The sequence below is a fragment of the Actinospineispora eucalypti genome, assembly GCF_039543365.1.
Lineage (GTDB): Bacteria > Actinomycetota > Actinomycetes > Mycobacteriales > Pseudonocardiaceae > Pseudonocardia > Pseudonocardia eucalypti.
The window spans coordinates 118,021-131,225 of the sequence record NZ_BAABJP010000043.1 but is presented as its reverse complement, the minus strand read 5'-3'; the positions used below and the strand labels follow the sequence as shown (position 1 = coordinate 131,225).

At 71.4% G+C, this 13,205-nt stretch carries 13 protein-coding genes; 9 read left to right on the top strand and 4 right to left on the bottom strand.

The genetic code is table 11. The features are described 5' to 3' along the window. Nucleotides 1-19: 19 nt before the first annotated feature. Together ABEB12_RS32235 and ABEB12_RS32230 are read right to left on the bottom strand one after the other, a co-directional pair. Nucleotides 20-1,399, bottom strand: a complete 1,380-nt coding sequence (locus ABEB12_RS32235; protein WP_185066293.1) for a type I glutamate--ammonia ligase — start codon at nucleotides 1,397-1,399, stop codon at nucleotides 20-22. Nucleotides 1,400-1,436: 37 nt separating this feature from the next. Further along, the gene (locus tag ABEB12_RS32230; RefSeq protein WP_185066294.1) at nucleotides 1,437-2,084 is read right to left on the bottom strand and encodes a GNAT family N-acetyltransferase; all 648 of its coding nucleotides are present in this window, start codon (nucleotides 2,082-2,084) and stop codon (nucleotides 1,437-1,439) included. Between the two features lie 56 nt (nucleotides 2,085-2,140). Between ABEB12_RS32230 and ABEB12_RS32225 the strand changes: the two genes are divergently transcribed. After that, on the top strand, nucleotides 2,141-2,620 hold the full coding sequence (locus ABEB12_RS32225; RefSeq protein ID WP_221499041.1) for an HIT domain-containing protein: 480 nt from the start codon (nucleotides 2,141-2,143) through the stop codon (nucleotides 2,618-2,620). A 16-nt stretch (nucleotides 2,621-2,636) separates the two neighbouring features. Here the strand turns inward: ABEB12_RS32225 and ABEB12_RS32220 are convergent, their stop codons facing one another. Further along, the gene (locus tag ABEB12_RS32220) at nucleotides 2,637-3,077 is read right to left on the bottom strand and encodes a GNAT family N-acetyltransferase (protein ID WP_185066295.1); all 441 of its coding nucleotides are present in this window, start codon (nucleotides 3,075-3,077) and stop codon (nucleotides 2,637-2,639) included. Between the two features lie 23 nt (nucleotides 3,078-3,100). On the opposite strand from ABEB12_RS32220, the gene ABEB12_RS32215 reads away from it, so the two are divergent. Then, entirely contained in the window at nucleotides 3,101-4,096 is a 996-nt protein-coding gene (locus ABEB12_RS32215; RefSeq protein WP_185066296.1) for a zinc-binding dehydrogenase, read from the top strand. 49 nt (nucleotides 4,097-4,145) lie between these two features. On the opposite strand, the gene ABEB12_RS32210 is transcribed toward ABEB12_RS32215, so the two are convergent. After that, nucleotides 4,146-5,345, bottom strand: a complete 1,200-nt coding sequence (locus ABEB12_RS32210) for an aminotransferase class V-fold PLP-dependent enzyme (RefSeq protein ID WP_185066297.1) — start codon at nucleotides 5,343-5,345, stop codon at nucleotides 4,146-4,148. Nucleotides 5,346-5,403: 58 nt separating this feature from the next. Here ABEB12_RS32210 and ABEB12_RS32205 point away from each other — a divergent pair, with 58 nt between their 5' ends. The 7 genes from ABEB12_RS32205 (at nucleotide 5,404) to ABEB12_RS32175 (ending at nucleotide 13,203) form a co-directional block, all read left to right on the top strand. After that, nucleotides 5,404-5,946: a bacterial proteasome activator family protein gene (locus ABEB12_RS32205; RefSeq protein ID WP_425572295.1), complete on the top strand. Its 543-nt coding sequence runs from the start codon at nucleotides 5,404-5,406 to the stop codon at nucleotides 5,944-5,946. A 10-nt stretch (nucleotides 5,947-5,956) separates the two neighbouring features. Continuing rightward, complete coding sequence (locus ABEB12_RS32200; protein WP_185066298.1) at nucleotides 5,957-6,538, top strand: hypothetical protein; 582 nt, start codon at nucleotides 5,957-5,959, stop codon at nucleotides 6,536-6,538. Nucleotides 6,539-6,829: 291 nt separating this feature from the next. Continuing rightward, nucleotides 6,830-7,678, top strand: a complete 849-nt coding sequence (wzm, locus tag ABEB12_RS32195; protein ID WP_345703323.1) for a galactan export ABC transporter permease subunit Wzm/RfbD — start codon at nucleotides 6,830-6,832, stop codon at nucleotides 7,676-7,678. 3 nt (nucleotides 7,679-7,681) lie between these two features. Beyond that, nucleotides 7,682-8,449: a galactan export ABC transporter ATP-binding subunit Wzt/RfbE gene (gene wzt, locus ABEB12_RS32190; RefSeq protein WP_185063496.1), complete on the top strand. Its 768-nt coding sequence runs from the start codon at nucleotides 7,682-7,684 to the stop codon at nucleotides 8,447-8,449. Then, nucleotides 8,446-9,393 carry a galactofuranosyltransferase GlfT1 gene (gene glfT1 / locus ABEB12_RS32185; RefSeq protein ID WP_345703322.1) on the top strand — a complete coding sequence of 316 codons (948 nt, stop codon included), beginning with the start codon at nucleotides 8,446-8,448 and terminating at the stop codon, nucleotides 9,391-9,393. Before wzt ends, glfT1 begins: the two co-directional genes overlap by 4 nt. A 269-nt stretch (nucleotides 9,394-9,662) precedes the next feature. Next, nucleotides 9,663-10,868, top strand: a complete 1,206-nt coding sequence (locus tag ABEB12_RS32180) for a glycosyltransferase (protein WP_185063495.1) — start codon at nucleotides 9,663-9,665, stop codon at nucleotides 10,866-10,868. Continuing rightward, nucleotides 10,855-13,203, top strand: coding sequence for a right-handed parallel beta-helix repeat-containing protein (locus tag ABEB12_RS32175; RefSeq protein WP_185063494.1), 2,349 nt, complete (start codon nucleotides 10,855-10,857; stop codon nucleotides 13,201-13,203). The genes ABEB12_RS32180 and ABEB12_RS32175 overlap by 14 nt, the downstream gene beginning before the upstream one ends. Nucleotides 13,204-13,205: the final 2 nt, after the last annotated feature.

Below are 13,205 nucleotides of genomic sequence, written 5' to 3'. Positions count from 1 at the left end.
GGGCGCTTCCTCCGCCACCTCAGTACCGCCACCGGGTCGCCGCGATGATCTCCTGTGGCGTCGCGTTGGTGTACTTGTCGATCTCCGCGCGGCGCAGCGCGAGCAGCGTCTCGGTCAGCACCGGGCCGAGCGCATCGGTGATCGCCGCCTCCTTGGCGAACGCCTCCACCGACGCGGCCAGCTCGGTGGGCAGCCGGGTCACCCCCAGCCGGTCCCGCTCCTCCCCGGTCAGCGAGTCCGGGTTGACCTGCACCGGTTCGGGCAGCGCGGGCCGTTCGTCCAGCCCGGCCGACCCGGCCGCGAGCAGCGCGGCCAGCAGCAGGTACGGGTTCGCGGCCAGGTCGAAGCACTTGATCTCCAGGTTGGCCGCGCGGTCCGACTCGGCGGCCTCGGCGGCCGAACCGGTGACCAGCCGCAGCGCCGCCTCCCGGTTCTCCCAGCCCCAGCAGGCGTACACGCCGGCCCAGTGCGAGGGCAGCAACCGCAGGTAGCTGGCCACGCTGGGCGCGCCGACGGCGAGCAGCGCGGGCAACCGGGCGAGGATGCCGGCGGTGAACGCCTCGGCCTCCGGCGTCAGCCCATGGGGACCGGGGCCGCCGGCGAACACGTTCCGACCGTCGCGGGCCAGCGAGAGGTGCACGTGGCCGCCGTTGCCCACCCCCGGGTGGTACACCGTCGGGGCGAAGGACACCAGCAGCCCGTGCCGCGCGGCCACCGCCCGGATCGTCGAACGGACCAGCACCGACGTATCCGCCGCCGCCACCGGGTCGGCCGGCGCGACGGACAGCTCGAACTGGCTGGCCGCGTACTCGGGGTGGAACTGCGCCACCTGGACCCCCTGCGCGGCCAGCGCGCGCAGCAGGTCGGCGGCGTAGTCCGAGACTTCGACCAGCCGCCCCAGGCCGTAGGCCGGCCCGGTGGCCACCGGCTCCGGCTCGTCGCCGTGGCCCTCCTGGAAGATCACCCACTCCAGCTCGATGCCGGCCGAGGCGACCAGGCCGCGCCCGGCCAGCCGCTCGACCATCCGGCCGAGCAGCAACCGCGCGCAACCGGGGTGCGCCGACCCGTCCTGCGCGTACCGGTCCCCCGGCGCCCAGGCCCATCCCGGCTGCCCGGCCAGCGGCACCAGCCGGTCGAGGTCCGGGCGAAGCCGCAGGTCACCGGCCGGGTTGGCGATCGGCGTATCGGCGATCAGGTCGTCCGCACCGAACGCGTCGAACACCGGGGTCGCGCCCACGCCGAACGCGGCCGCCCGCTTGAGCACGCCGACCGGAACGCCCTTGAACCGGGTTATCCCGCTGTTGTCCACGAACGTCACCGCGACCGCGGTGACGTCCTTGCTGGCCAGTTCCTCGCCCAGCCGGCGCCCGTGCTCCGCCCGCTCCCGCTCGTCCGCCATCGGGCCATCCTCCCTCGATTCAGCCGGAGGGACTAGATCACACGGCGCCCAGCATCGGCAGGCACGGTTCGAGCCCGGTGACCTCGACCCGCCACTCCGGGCGGTGCGCCCGGTAGTCGGCCTCGGTGAGCAGCAGGCGCCGCTGCGTCGCCGGACATCCCCGCCGGGCCAGCGTCTCCGTGCCGTCGTCCACGTAACCGAGCCGGCGGGACAGCGCCAGCGACCGGGCGTTGTCCACGAACGCCCCGGACCGGGCCAACCGCGCGCCGAGGTGGTCGAACGCCAGCCCGAGCACGGCCGCGCGCATCTCCGTGCCGAACCCCTGCTTCTGGTACCGGCCCCCCAGCCATGACCCGGTGGACACCTCCCGGGTGACCGCGAAGTCCACGCCCATCAGCCCCTGGGTGCCGATCACTCGGCCGTCCAGCCGGGTCAGGAAGTTGAGTGACCACCGCTCCGGTGCCACCGCCGCGCGCTCGGACCAGAAGTACCGCAGCATGCCGCCGCCGAGGTGCTCCGGGGCGGCGTCGGTCCACGGCACGGCGAACGGCATCTGGTCGGCCGGGTGCACGCCGGCGCGGGCCGCTTCGACCAGCTCACCCAGCCCGGGGTCGTCGTCCGGGCGCAGCTCCAGCCGGGGGGTACGCAGCCGCAGACCGTGCGGCGGCCAGTGCTCGGCGATCACGGTCGGCAAGTCTGCCGTGCGCTCGGACGACGATCTACCCGGTTAGGCTCGCCCCGGTGGACAACGACCAGTTGTACGCCCGGCTGGACGCGCTGGCCCGAGGCGAAGCGGACAACCTGATCGCCGAGCTGCGCTCCGGGTATGCGGTGTTCGGTGACGAGCAGTGGCTTCCCGGCTACTGCCTGCTGATTCACCGGGACCGGGTGCGGCATCTGGACGAGCTGCCGCTGGCCGGGCGAACCGAGTTCCTGGCCGAGATGTCCCTGCTCGGCGAGGCACTGCGGGCCGCGGCGAGCGCGTTCGACGCCGGGTTCGGCCGGGTGAACTACGAGATCCTGGGCAACTCGTGGCCGCAGCTGCACGCGCACGTGTTTCCCCGCTACCGCTGGGAACCCGACCGGTACCGCCGGATGCCGGTCTGGCTTTACCCGCCGGACGATCGTCCGGCCCCGCTGCCGCCCGACCGGCTGGCCACACTCCGGTCGGACATCACCGCTCGGCTGACCGACCTCGCGCGCGCCGGCGGATCCGGCTAGCGCCGGTGCTCGGCGATCACTCGAGCACCTGGGCCATCAGCATCGTGGCCGGGCCGAAGCCGGCGCGCGCGTAGAACGGCACCGCCCGGTCGCTCGGGGAAAGCACCACCCGCACGCAGCCGCGCTCCCTGGCGTGCGCGAGCACGGCGTCCAGCAGCGCCCGGCCCACGCCGTGGTCGCGGTGCCCGGGCAGCACGAACGCGTTGCTCAGGTAGCCCCAGCGGGTGTCCGGCTGCCCGGGCCGGGGCATCCGCTCGAACACCGCCAGGTGCATCATCCCGATCAGGCCGGCCCCGGAATCCGGCTCCGCGACGAACGCCACCCTGCTGCCCCGCTGACCGGCGAACCACTCGGCGAACCGGTCCGCGAAGCCCTCCTCGGTCGACTCCCGGTGCCAGTGCTCCCGCAACCGGGCCAGCTCGGCCACATCCCCGTCCTCCGCACGGCGAATCCGCATGGGCCAACGGTACGGTCGAACCCATGTACGCGATCACCGTGCGCGAACCAGGCGGCCCCGAGGTGCTCGAGTGGACCGAGGTGGACGATCCCGCACCCGGCCCCGGTGAGGTGCTGATCGACGTCGCGGCGACCGCGGTGAACCGCGCGGATCTGCTGCAACGACAGGGTTTCTACCCACCGCCGCCGGGCGCGTCGCCGATCATCGGCCTGGAGTGCGCCGGGCGGGTGGCCGCGCTGGGCGAAGGCGTCGAGGGCTGGCACACCGGCGACGAGGTCTGCGCGCTGCTCTCCGGCGGCGGGTACGCGCAGAAGGTGGCCGTCCCGGCCGGGCAGGTGCTGCCCGCCCCGCCGGGCTGGAGCCTGACCGACGCCGGCGGCCTCCCCGAGGTCGCCTGCACGGTGTGGTCCAACCTGTTCGACGTCGCGAACCTGCGCGCCGGTGAGCTGGTGCTCATCCAGGGCGGCACGGGTGGCATCGGCACACACGCGATCCAGGTGGCGGCGGCGGTCGGCGCGCGGGTGGCGGCCACCGCCGGGTCCGAGGACCGCCGCGAGCGGTGCCTTTCACTCGGCGCCGAGCTGGCCCTGGACTACCGGTCGGAGAAGATCGCCGAGGAGCTCCGCGAGGCCACCGAGGGCCGGGGCGCGGACGTCATCCTGGACAACATGGGCGCCGCCGCGCTGGCCGACAACATCGACCGGCTGGCCCCCGGCGGCCGGCTGGTGATCATCGGGCTGCAGGGCGGCGTCAAGGCGGAGATCAACCTGAACGCCATGCTGCGCAAGCGGGCCAGCGTGACCGCGACCAACCTGCGCGGGCGGCCCACCGCCGGCCCGGACGGCAAGGCGGCGATCGTCGCTGCGGTGCGCGCCGGATTGTGGCCGCTGCTGGAGTCCGGCCAGGTCAAGCCGGTGGTCCAGGAAACCCTGCCGTTGAACGAGGCGGGCCGGGCGCACCAGCTGCTCACCGACGGCGGCGTGGTCGGCAAGCTGGTGCTGGCCAACCCCGACTTCTAGGTCTCCCGCGCGCTGAACCGGGCGCGCGCTCGGCAAGCGGGCGCCGCGCCTAGATCATCTCGTTCAGCGCGCGGGCCAGCTGGTCGATCTCCGAGACGGTGCTGTAGTGCGCCAGCCCGATCCGGACCACCCCGCCGACCTCGCCGCAGCCGAGATGCTCCAGCACCCCGGAGTCGCCCATGTCGGCGACCGCACAGATCCCCCGGTCGGCCAGGAAGGCGGCCACGTCCTGCGCCTTGCGCGTCTCGTGGGTGAAGGCCAGCGCGGGCACCCCGTTCCCGGGGTTGCCGATGAGGTGGATCCGGGGCACGAACCCCAGCTCGTAGACCAGCTTGGCCATCAGCTCGGTCTGGTACTCGGCCAGCGAGCGCAGTGACCGGTCCAGCCGCTGCGGGCGCTCCCCGGCGGCCTCGTCGTCCAGCGTGGACAGGTAGTCGATGGAGGCGACCAGGCCGGCCAGCATCGGGTAGTTGTGCGGCCCCACCTCGAGCCGTTCCGGCCCGTCGGCCAGCGGGTCGAGCGAGCAGGACGGCAGGCGTTCCAGCAGCTTCGGGTCGGAGAAAACCAGCGCGCCGCACTGCGGGCCGCCCCAGGACGCCGGGGAGAGCACCAGCACGTCCGCGCCGAGGTCGGCGATGCGCAGCGGGCCGCAGGCGGCGGCCGCGTACCCGTCGACCACCACCAGCGCACCGGCCCGGTGCGCCCGCTCGGCGATCCGGTCCACCGCCGGCCGGGAGCCGACGTGCTCGGAACCGGCGGTCACCGCGACCGCCTTGACCGGCCCGCGCAGCAGCTCGTCGTACTGCCACTCGGGCAGCTCGCAGGTCTCGATCTCGATCTCCGCCCAGCGCACGCCGATGCCCTTGCTGGCGGCGGTGCGGCGCCACGGCGCCAGGTTGGCCACGTCGTCCAGCCGGGAGAGCACCACCTGGTCACCCAGCTGCCAGCTGTCCGCGAGCGCGTCGGCCAGCCGTCCGATCAGCACCTCCCGGCCCGGCCCCAGCACCACCCCGCGCGGGTCGGCCCCGACCAGGTCGGCGACGGCCTGGCGGGCCGCGTCCTCGATCACCTCGGCCCGCTGCGAGGAGGGGAACACCTCCCCCGGCAGCGAGATCGGCGCGCGCACGGCGGTGCCCATGGTGAGCGCCACCTGTTCCGGGCACTGGGCACCGGTCGGCGCGTCCAGGTGAACCCAGCCATCGCCGATCGCCGGGGTAAGGCCACGGATTCGAGCGACGTCGAAGGGCATCGTCATACGGTAACCGTGGCCACAAGGGGCCGATTTAGGGCGACACTAGGATGGAGTCATGAGCCAGCCAGACGAATCGGCGGACAACGGCGAGCAGCAGGTCATGGTGATCGGGCCGGACGGCTCACCGGTCGGGATGGCCAGGGTGCCGAACGGCAAGGACGAGGACAGCTCCGGCGGCGGGGTGTCGGACATGGTCGAGCAGCCGGCCAAGGTCATGCGCATCGGCACGATGATCAAACAGCTGCTCGAGGAAGTCCGCGCGGCACCGCTGGACGAGGCCTCCCGCAACCGCCTGCGGGAGATCCACGAGAACTCCATCAAGGAGCTCGAGGACGGCCTGGCCCCCGAGCTGCGCGAGGAGCTGCACCGGCTGAGCCTGCCGTTCGCCGAGAAGAACACCCCCTCCGACGCCGAGCTGCGGATCGCTCAGGCGCAGCTGGTCGGCTGGCTGGAGGGCCTGTTCCACGGAATCCAGACGGCGCTGTTCGCGCAGCAGATGGCCGCCCGCCAGCAGCTCGAGCAGATGCGCCGCGGCCTGCCCGCCGGCCCCCAGCCGGAAGGCCTGGGCGGACCCCGGGGCACCGGCCAGTACCTGTAACTCCGGCACCGTGCCGGGAGTTGACTGGGGCTCGGTGCCGGACTGGCTGGCCGGGCTGGGTGCGATCTCGGCGCTGCTGTTCGCGCGCTCCGCGGTCAAGGCCGCGCAGGCCACGAACCGCCAGCAGACCGCGCAGATCCGGGCCTTGGAAGAGTCCGAGGAGCGTCGGCGGGCGGAAGCCACGGCCCGCTACGCCACCCGGTTCGTCTGCTGGATCTCCGGGTGGGAGTCCGAGCCCGATCTTCCGGCCGTGGTGCTGGTCAACTCGAACGACGTCCCGTTGTACCAGGTCACCATCTATGTCGGGACCCCCCTGGGCTGCGCCTTTGCCCCCTACGTACACGTCGGACCGACGGAGGGCCGCCGGCGCATGGGCCGGCCGACGCGCGCCTTGCGGACGTTGGTGGACGGTCAGGACTTCGTCGCGCTACGCGACTCGGGCGCTTTGTGGACCGCGATGACCTTCCGGGACGCGAACGGTCACTGGTGGAGCCGCAGCCCGATCGGCCTGCTGTGGCCGGCCGAGGACGAGGCGAGCGCCCACCGGCGTTGCCGGGACGCCATCACCGCGTTGCCCGGCGAACCCGCCTGAGTCCCGGCGGGTGGCCTCCGAAACAGCCGGGCCGGAGTGACTGAATCACCCTGCCGAAGTGACTGAATCACGCTGCCGAAGTGACTGAATCACGCTGCCGAAGTGACTGAATCACGCTGCCGAAGTGACTGAATCACGCTGCCGAAGTGACTGAATCACGCTGCCGGAGTGACTGAATCACCGGGCCGGAGTGACCGAATCACCCTGCCGGAGTGACTGAATCACCGTGCCAGAGTGACTGAACCACCGTGGTGGGGGCGGCGCGGTGACCGGCAAGTAGGCTTCTCGGCGATGTCTACCGGCGTGTTGAGCGAGGAGACCGCGCCGTCGCGGAGTCTGCGGCGGGCGGTCGGTGACCTGCGACAAGGGTGGCGACAGCGGTCGCTGTGGGGCTATCTGGGCTGGCAGGACATCAAACAGCGGTACCGGCGGTCGGTGATCGGGCCGTTGTGGATCTCGATCAGCATGGGCGTGATCGCGGCCGGTCTGGGCATCCTGTACTCCGCGCTGTTCAACATGCCGTACCAGACCTTCCTGCCCTACGTGGCGACCGGACTGCTGATCTGGAACTTCGTGTCCGGCTGCATCCTGGAGGGCGCCGAGGTCTTCATCGCCAACGAAGGCCTGATCAAGTTCCTGCCGGCCCCGCTGAGCCTGCACGTGTACCGGCTGGTCTGGCGGCAGGCGCTGTTCTTCCTGCACAACCTGGTGATCTGGCTGGCCCTGATCATCCTGTTCCCGCAGCCGATCAGCATCACCCTGCTGCTGGCCATCCCGGCGTTCGCCATCCTGCTGCTGAACGGCGTGTGGATCACGATCTTCGCCGGGATCATCGCCACCCGGTTCCGGGACATCCCGCCGATCATCGCCAGCGTGACCCAGCTGCTGTTCTACCTGACGCCGATCGTCTGGGACTACGACCAGCTGCTGAAGCACTCCAACCCGAACATCGCCGAGCGGGCCCGGCTGGCCGAGCTGAACCCGATCATGCATTTCGTGGAGATCCTGCGCCAGCCGCTGCTGGGCCGGGAGATCATCTGGCACCACTGGTACGTGGCCGGGGCGATCACCGTGCTCGGCTGGACCGGTGCGCTGCTGGTCATGCGCAACTACCGAGCACGCGTCTCCTACTGGGTGTAGCCGATGGTTTCCATAGATATCCAGAACGCCTACGTCGACTTCCCGATCTTCGACGCGAAGAGTCGCTCGCTGAAGAAGCGGGTACTCGGCAAGGCCGGCGGCAAGATCGGCACGGACAGTCGGGTGCCGATCATCGAGGCACTGCGCGGCATCAACCTGAACCTGGCGCAGGGCGCGCGGGTCGGGCTGGTCGGGCACAACGGCGCCGGCAAGTCCACCCTGCTGCGACTGATGTCCGGCATCTACGAGCCGACCAGGGGCAGCGCGCGCATCCGGGGCAAGGTGGCGCCGGTGTTCGACCTGGGCGTCGGCATGGACCCGGAGATCTCCGGCTACGAGAACATCATGGTGCGCGGGTTGTTCCTGGGCATGACCCGCAAGCAGATGCAGGAACGCGTCGAGGATATTGCCGACTTCTCCGAATTGGGCGACTACCTGTCCATGCCGCTGCGCACCTACTCCACCGGCATGCGGGTGCGCCTGGCGCTGGGCGTGGTGACCAGCATCGACCCGGAGATCCTGCTGCTCGACGAGGGCATGGGCGCGGTGGACGCGGAGTTCCTGGCCAAGGCCCGCACGCGGTTGAACGCGCTGGTGGAGCGGGCCGGGATGCTGGTGTTCGCCAGCCACTCGGACGAGTTCCTGGTCGAGCTGTGCGACTCGGCGATCTGGATGGACCACGGGGAGATCCGCAAGCACGGCCCGCTGCGCGACGTTTTGAACGCGTACAAGGGCCGCGACGTGGTGACCGAGCTGGCGGAGCGGACGTGACCGGGACCGGGGCCGACGCCGAGCGGCTCCCGCCGGACTCGGTGGTCGCCGTGGTGGTCACCCGTCACCGCCGTGACCTGCTCGTCGACTCGCTGTCCGCGCTGGCCAAACAGACCCACCCGGTGACTCACCTGGTCGTGGTGGACAACGGCCCCGACCAACCGGCCCGCGACGTGGTCGAGGCGGCCGGCCTGCCGTTCAGCTACCTGCCGAGCCACCACAACCTGGGCGGCGCCGGCGGCTTCGCGCTGGGCATGCTGCACGCGCTGGCGCTAGGCGCGGACTGGGTGTGGCTGGCCGACGACGACGGCCGGGCCGGCGACGAGCACGTGCTGGCCACCCTGCTGGACACCGCGCGCCGGCACGACCTGGCCGTGGTCTCCCCGGTGGTGGCCGACCAGGCCGACCCGGAGACGCTGGCCTTCCCGCTGCGCCGGGGTCTGCGCTGGCACCGTGGCCGGGACGCCCTGGGCGAAACAGACCTGCTGCCCGGCATCGCCAGCTTCTTCAACGGGGCGCTGTTCCGGGCGACCACGCTGGACGTGGTCGGGGTGCCGGACCTGCGCCTGTTCGTCCGGGGCGACGAGGTGGAGATGCACCGGCGGGTGGCCCAGTCCGGCCTGCCGTTCGGCACCTGCCTGCGGGCCAGCTACGTGCACCCGAACGGCTCGGACGAGTTCAAGCCGATGCTGGGCGGCCGGCTGCACGCCCAGGATCCGGAGGACCCGATCAAGCGGTACTACACGTACCGCAACCGGGGCTACCTGTTCGGGCAGCGCGGCATGCGCCTGATCGGCAAGCTGGAAGTGATCCGTTTCGGCTGGTACTTCCTGATCTCCAAGCGGGACCCGGCCGGGTTCGCGGAGTGGCTCCGGTTGGTACGTATGGGGCGTCGCGAGCGATTCCTCCGCGCGCCGGTCACCTCGTCTGGTAAACCTACCTAGCGCAGTGTCTGACGGTGTAGCGCCGCCAGATGAGTGAACCAGGGCCGACGATTTCCTTACGCTTCGCGAGCTTGCTACATCAAACGGGTGGGTGACGGTTGCCACCTCAAAGAGTGCTACGTTCCCGGTGCTTCACTGAATCGTTATCAGCGAAAGAGGCAGTCTCGGCAGCGACGCGGACTGACGTTTGACCACGCACCGACCGGGGGGCGGCCGGGACATTGAGCATCTTCAATCCAGTCATAGACCTGATCTCGGACCGCTGGGACATGTTGATCCCGGTGGGCATCATCGGCGCCCTGTCCTGGGGAATTTGGATCATCCGCAAGGTGATGTCCATGTTCTACCGGCCCACCATCAACAACTTCCGCACCACCACCTCGGTCTGTGTGCCGTCCTTCCGGGAAGACCCGGACGTGCTGGTCGACTGCCTGCACACCTGGCTGGCCCAGAACCCCACCGAGATCATCATCGTACTGGACCTGGAGGACCTCGAGGCGCAGCGCAAGCTGCTCGCCCTCGGCGACCCCCGGCTCAAGGTGATCATGTTCGCGCACGAGGGCAAGCGGTCCGCGCTGGGCGTCGCCATCAAGCAGGCGAAATACGAGATCCTGGTGCTCACCGACTCGGACACCCGCTGGCAGCCCGGCCTGCTCGCCGCGGTGCAGATGCCGTTCGTTGACCCCACGGTCGGCGGCGTGGGCACCCGGCAGAACGTGTACAACCCGTTCTCCAGCATCTGGCGCCGGGTGGCCGACTGGATCATCGACCTGCGCTACCTGGACTACGTGCCGGCCACCGGCATGCGCGGGGCCGTGGTCTGCCTGTCCGGCCGGACCGCCGCGTACCGGCGTGCCGTGGTGTTGCCGGTCCTGGAGAACCTGGAGAACGAGATCTTCCTCGGCCGCAAGTGCATTGCCGGGGACGACGGCCGGCTCACCTGGCTGGTGCTCGCGCAGGGCTACAAGACGGTGCACCAGGACACCGCGCGGGCGCTGTCGATGTTCCCGGCCAGCTTCAAGGCGATGCGCAAGCAACGGGTGCGCTGGAGCCGCAACTCCTACCGGTGCTACCTGACCGCGATCTACAAGGGCTGGCTGTGGCGGGTGCCCTTCATCTCCCAGCTGACCGTGTTCCAGATCCTCTGCACCCCGGTGACCATGTTCGCGATGGTCTACTTCGTGTGTTCCACGTGGTTCAGCCCGCAGCGCTACGTGGCGCTCACCCTGGCGGTGAGCTGGGTGTTCATCGGCCGGGCCATCCGCAGCATCTCGCATCTGCGCACCCGGCCCCAGGACATCCTGATCCTGCCGGTGGTCACGGCGTTCATCATCTTCGTCGCTCTGCCGATCAAGACCTACGCCTTCGTCACGATGAACCAGCAGGGCTGGATGACCAGACGCAAGGATCTGGTCGGCGGTGAGGGACAAGACAACGCGAGCCTGCAGGCCGGAGCCACTCGTGGCCCCGCCTAGGCGACCGAAGGGACCGGGAGCCGGCCACTGGCTGGCCGCGCTGTCCATCCTGGCCAGCCTGAGCCTCGGCCTCGCCACCCTGTCGCTGGGCCTCACCCAGCCCGAGGCGCCGCCCGCGCCGTCGATCAGCGTGGAAGAGGCGGACCCGGCGCAGAGCCAGGAGACGCCGACCGTGCCGAACGGTCCCGGCTTCGACCCCCGCCAGGCCGCGCTGGTGGACGCCGAGGACAAGCGGATCTTCGCCGCCGTCGGGCAGCTGCAGCCCGGCACGCCCATGCGCGAGATCCCCTACGGGACCCAGCTGCCCACCCTGGTGCTGCCGGCCCGGATCGCCCCCTACGACCTGGACACGCTGGTCAACGCCGGCGCCGCGTCCCGGCTGCCGGACGGCGCGCTGCTGCAGAAGAACGTCATCGTCGGCCCGGGCGCGCAGCTGCACATCTCGCTGCCCAGGGGCAACCTGCGGATGTCTTCCGGCGCGGCGGGGTTCACCTCGCTGGTGGCGTTCAAGGGATCGCTGAACCTGGAGGGTGCCCCGGGCTCGCCGCTGTCCATCTCCAGCTGGGACACCGCGAAGAACGCGGCGGACAGCGAGGTGAGCGACGGCCGGGCGTACATCCGGGAGATCGGCGGCCGGATGGACCTGCGCGCGGTGAACACGTTCAGCCTGGGCTTCTGGAGCGGCTCGACCGGCGGCGTGGCCTGGACCGGCAGCGCCTCCGAGGTGGCCACCGGCTCGGCCCGCGAGGTCAACCTCACCGGCAACCACTACGGCATCTTCACCCGCCGCAGCCGCGGCCTGCTGATCAACGGCGCCCAGGTGACCAACTCCGCCATGGACGGCGTGGCGGTGAACCGGGACGCCGAGGGCGCCGAGCTGTGGCGGGTGACCAGCGCGCAGAACGCCCGCAACGGCATCGCGCTGGCCAAGGGGGCCAACAACATCTCGCTGCGCGAGGTCACCTCCACCGGCAACGCCCGCAACGGCATCTTCATCGACGGCGCGCCGCCGGCCGCCGGCCCCAACGCGGGCGGCGCCACCACCGCGCACTTCGCCGGGTTCACCGTGGACGCCAGCATGGTGCGGGGCAACGCGGAGCACGGCGTCCTGGTGTCCGGCGCGAACAAGGTGGTGCTCAGCGGCAACACCGTCGCCGCCAACCGGGACGGCGTGATCGTGCGCGGCGTCACCGAGGGCCTGGTGATCCGGGAGAACAAGATCAGCTCGCCGGGCGGGTTCGCGGTGGCCATCCGGGACGGGTCCAAGGACGCGCTGGTGGACAAGAACATCATCACCGATGCGCTCACCGCCGTGCAGCTGAACAACTCGGTGGCCAAGGTGTCCGGCAACGAGATCAGCGGCATGACCATGCACGCCGTTTCGCTCATCGGCGCCGCCGGCGGCTCCTCCGTCGTGGACAACCGGCTGGCCGGCCGGGGACCCAGCGACATCGACACGACCCGGGTCGCGGCGGGCAACCTGGTCCCCCAGTCCGGCAACGACAAGCGCAACTGGGTCGAGGACAAGGACAACCTGCAGTACATCGGCAGCCGGATCCGGAGCAACCCGTTGATCCTGCTCTGGGCCCTGATCCTACTCATCCCGATGGCCGGGCGGATCTACTGGAAGCACCGGCAGTCCAGGCAGGGCATCGGCCAGCACCCGTACCGCAACAGCGCCCCGCCCAGTGCGGTGGCGGCGGCCGCGGCCGCCGCGCCCAAGGTGCTCCCCGGGGCGAAACCCGGGCGCACGCCCCGACCCGCCCAGCCCGTCCGCGCGCGTGGCAACGCCTCGGCGATCCCCCAGGGGCTACGCGGCCAGCTCGGCAACAAGGGCCGTCCGCCCAGGCCCGCCGCGGCGAAGGGCGTCAACGGGGCCGCCGCACCGGTCCCGGGGCGCACCGGCAAGCCGTCCCGCAACGGGCTGCCGCCCGGCAACCCCCCGCGCCCGCCGGCCAAGCAACCGGTGTACGGCATGAAGCCCGCCGCGCCGGGCACCCGACCGGCCGGAGCGGCGGCCAAACCGGCCGCGCCCGCCCGCCCCGCGCCACCACGCCCGGCGCTGCCCTCGGCCCCGGCCAAGCCGGCCGGCGCCCCGGCCAAGCCAGCCAACGGCCCGGCGCAACCGGCGGCCATTCCGCCGGCGAAACCCGCCGGCCCCGCGAAACCGGCGGGGGCCAAGCAGGCCGGGCTGCCGTTGCCGAAACCCCAGGCGGAACGGTCGGCGCCCTCCCCCGAGCCCCGGTCGTCCCCCGGGCCGCGGCAGGGTGGACCTCGACCCCAGAACCCCCCGCCGCCAGGCGACGGCGGAAACCGAAACACGGCGGTGTCCTGAAG

Coding starts and splice junctions, on each gene's coding strand:
- ABEB12_RS32235 (WP_185066293.1), bottom strand. CDS start 1,399: ATGGCGGACGAGCGGGAGCGGGCGGAGCACGGGCGCCGGCTGGGCGAG.
- ABEB12_RS32220 (WP_185066295.1), bottom strand. CDS start 3,077: ATGCGGATTCGCCGTGCGGAGGACGGGGATGTGGCCGAGCTGGCCCGG.
- ABEB12_RS32215 (WP_185066296.1), top strand. CDS start 3,101: ATGTACGCGATCACCGTGCGCGAACCAGGCGGCCCCGAGGTGCTCGAG.
- ABEB12_RS32210 (WP_185066297.1), bottom strand. CDS start 5,345: ATGCCCTTCGACGTCGCTCGAATCCGTGGCCTTACCCCGGCGATCGGC.
- ABEB12_RS32205 (WP_425572295.1), top strand. CDS start 5,404: ATGAGCCAGCCAGACGAATCGGCGGACAACGGCGAGCAGCAGGTCATG.
- wzm (WP_345703323.1), top strand. CDS start 6,830: ATGTCTACCGGCGTGTTGAGCGAGGAGACCGCGCCGTCGCGGAGTCTG.
- wzt (WP_185063496.1), top strand. CDS start 7,682: ATGGTTTCCATAGATATCCAGAACGCCTACGTCGACTTCCCGATCTTC.
- ABEB12_RS32180 (WP_185063495.1), top strand. CDS start 9,663: ATGTTGATCCCGGTGGGCATCATCGGCGCCCTGTCCTGGGGAATTTGG.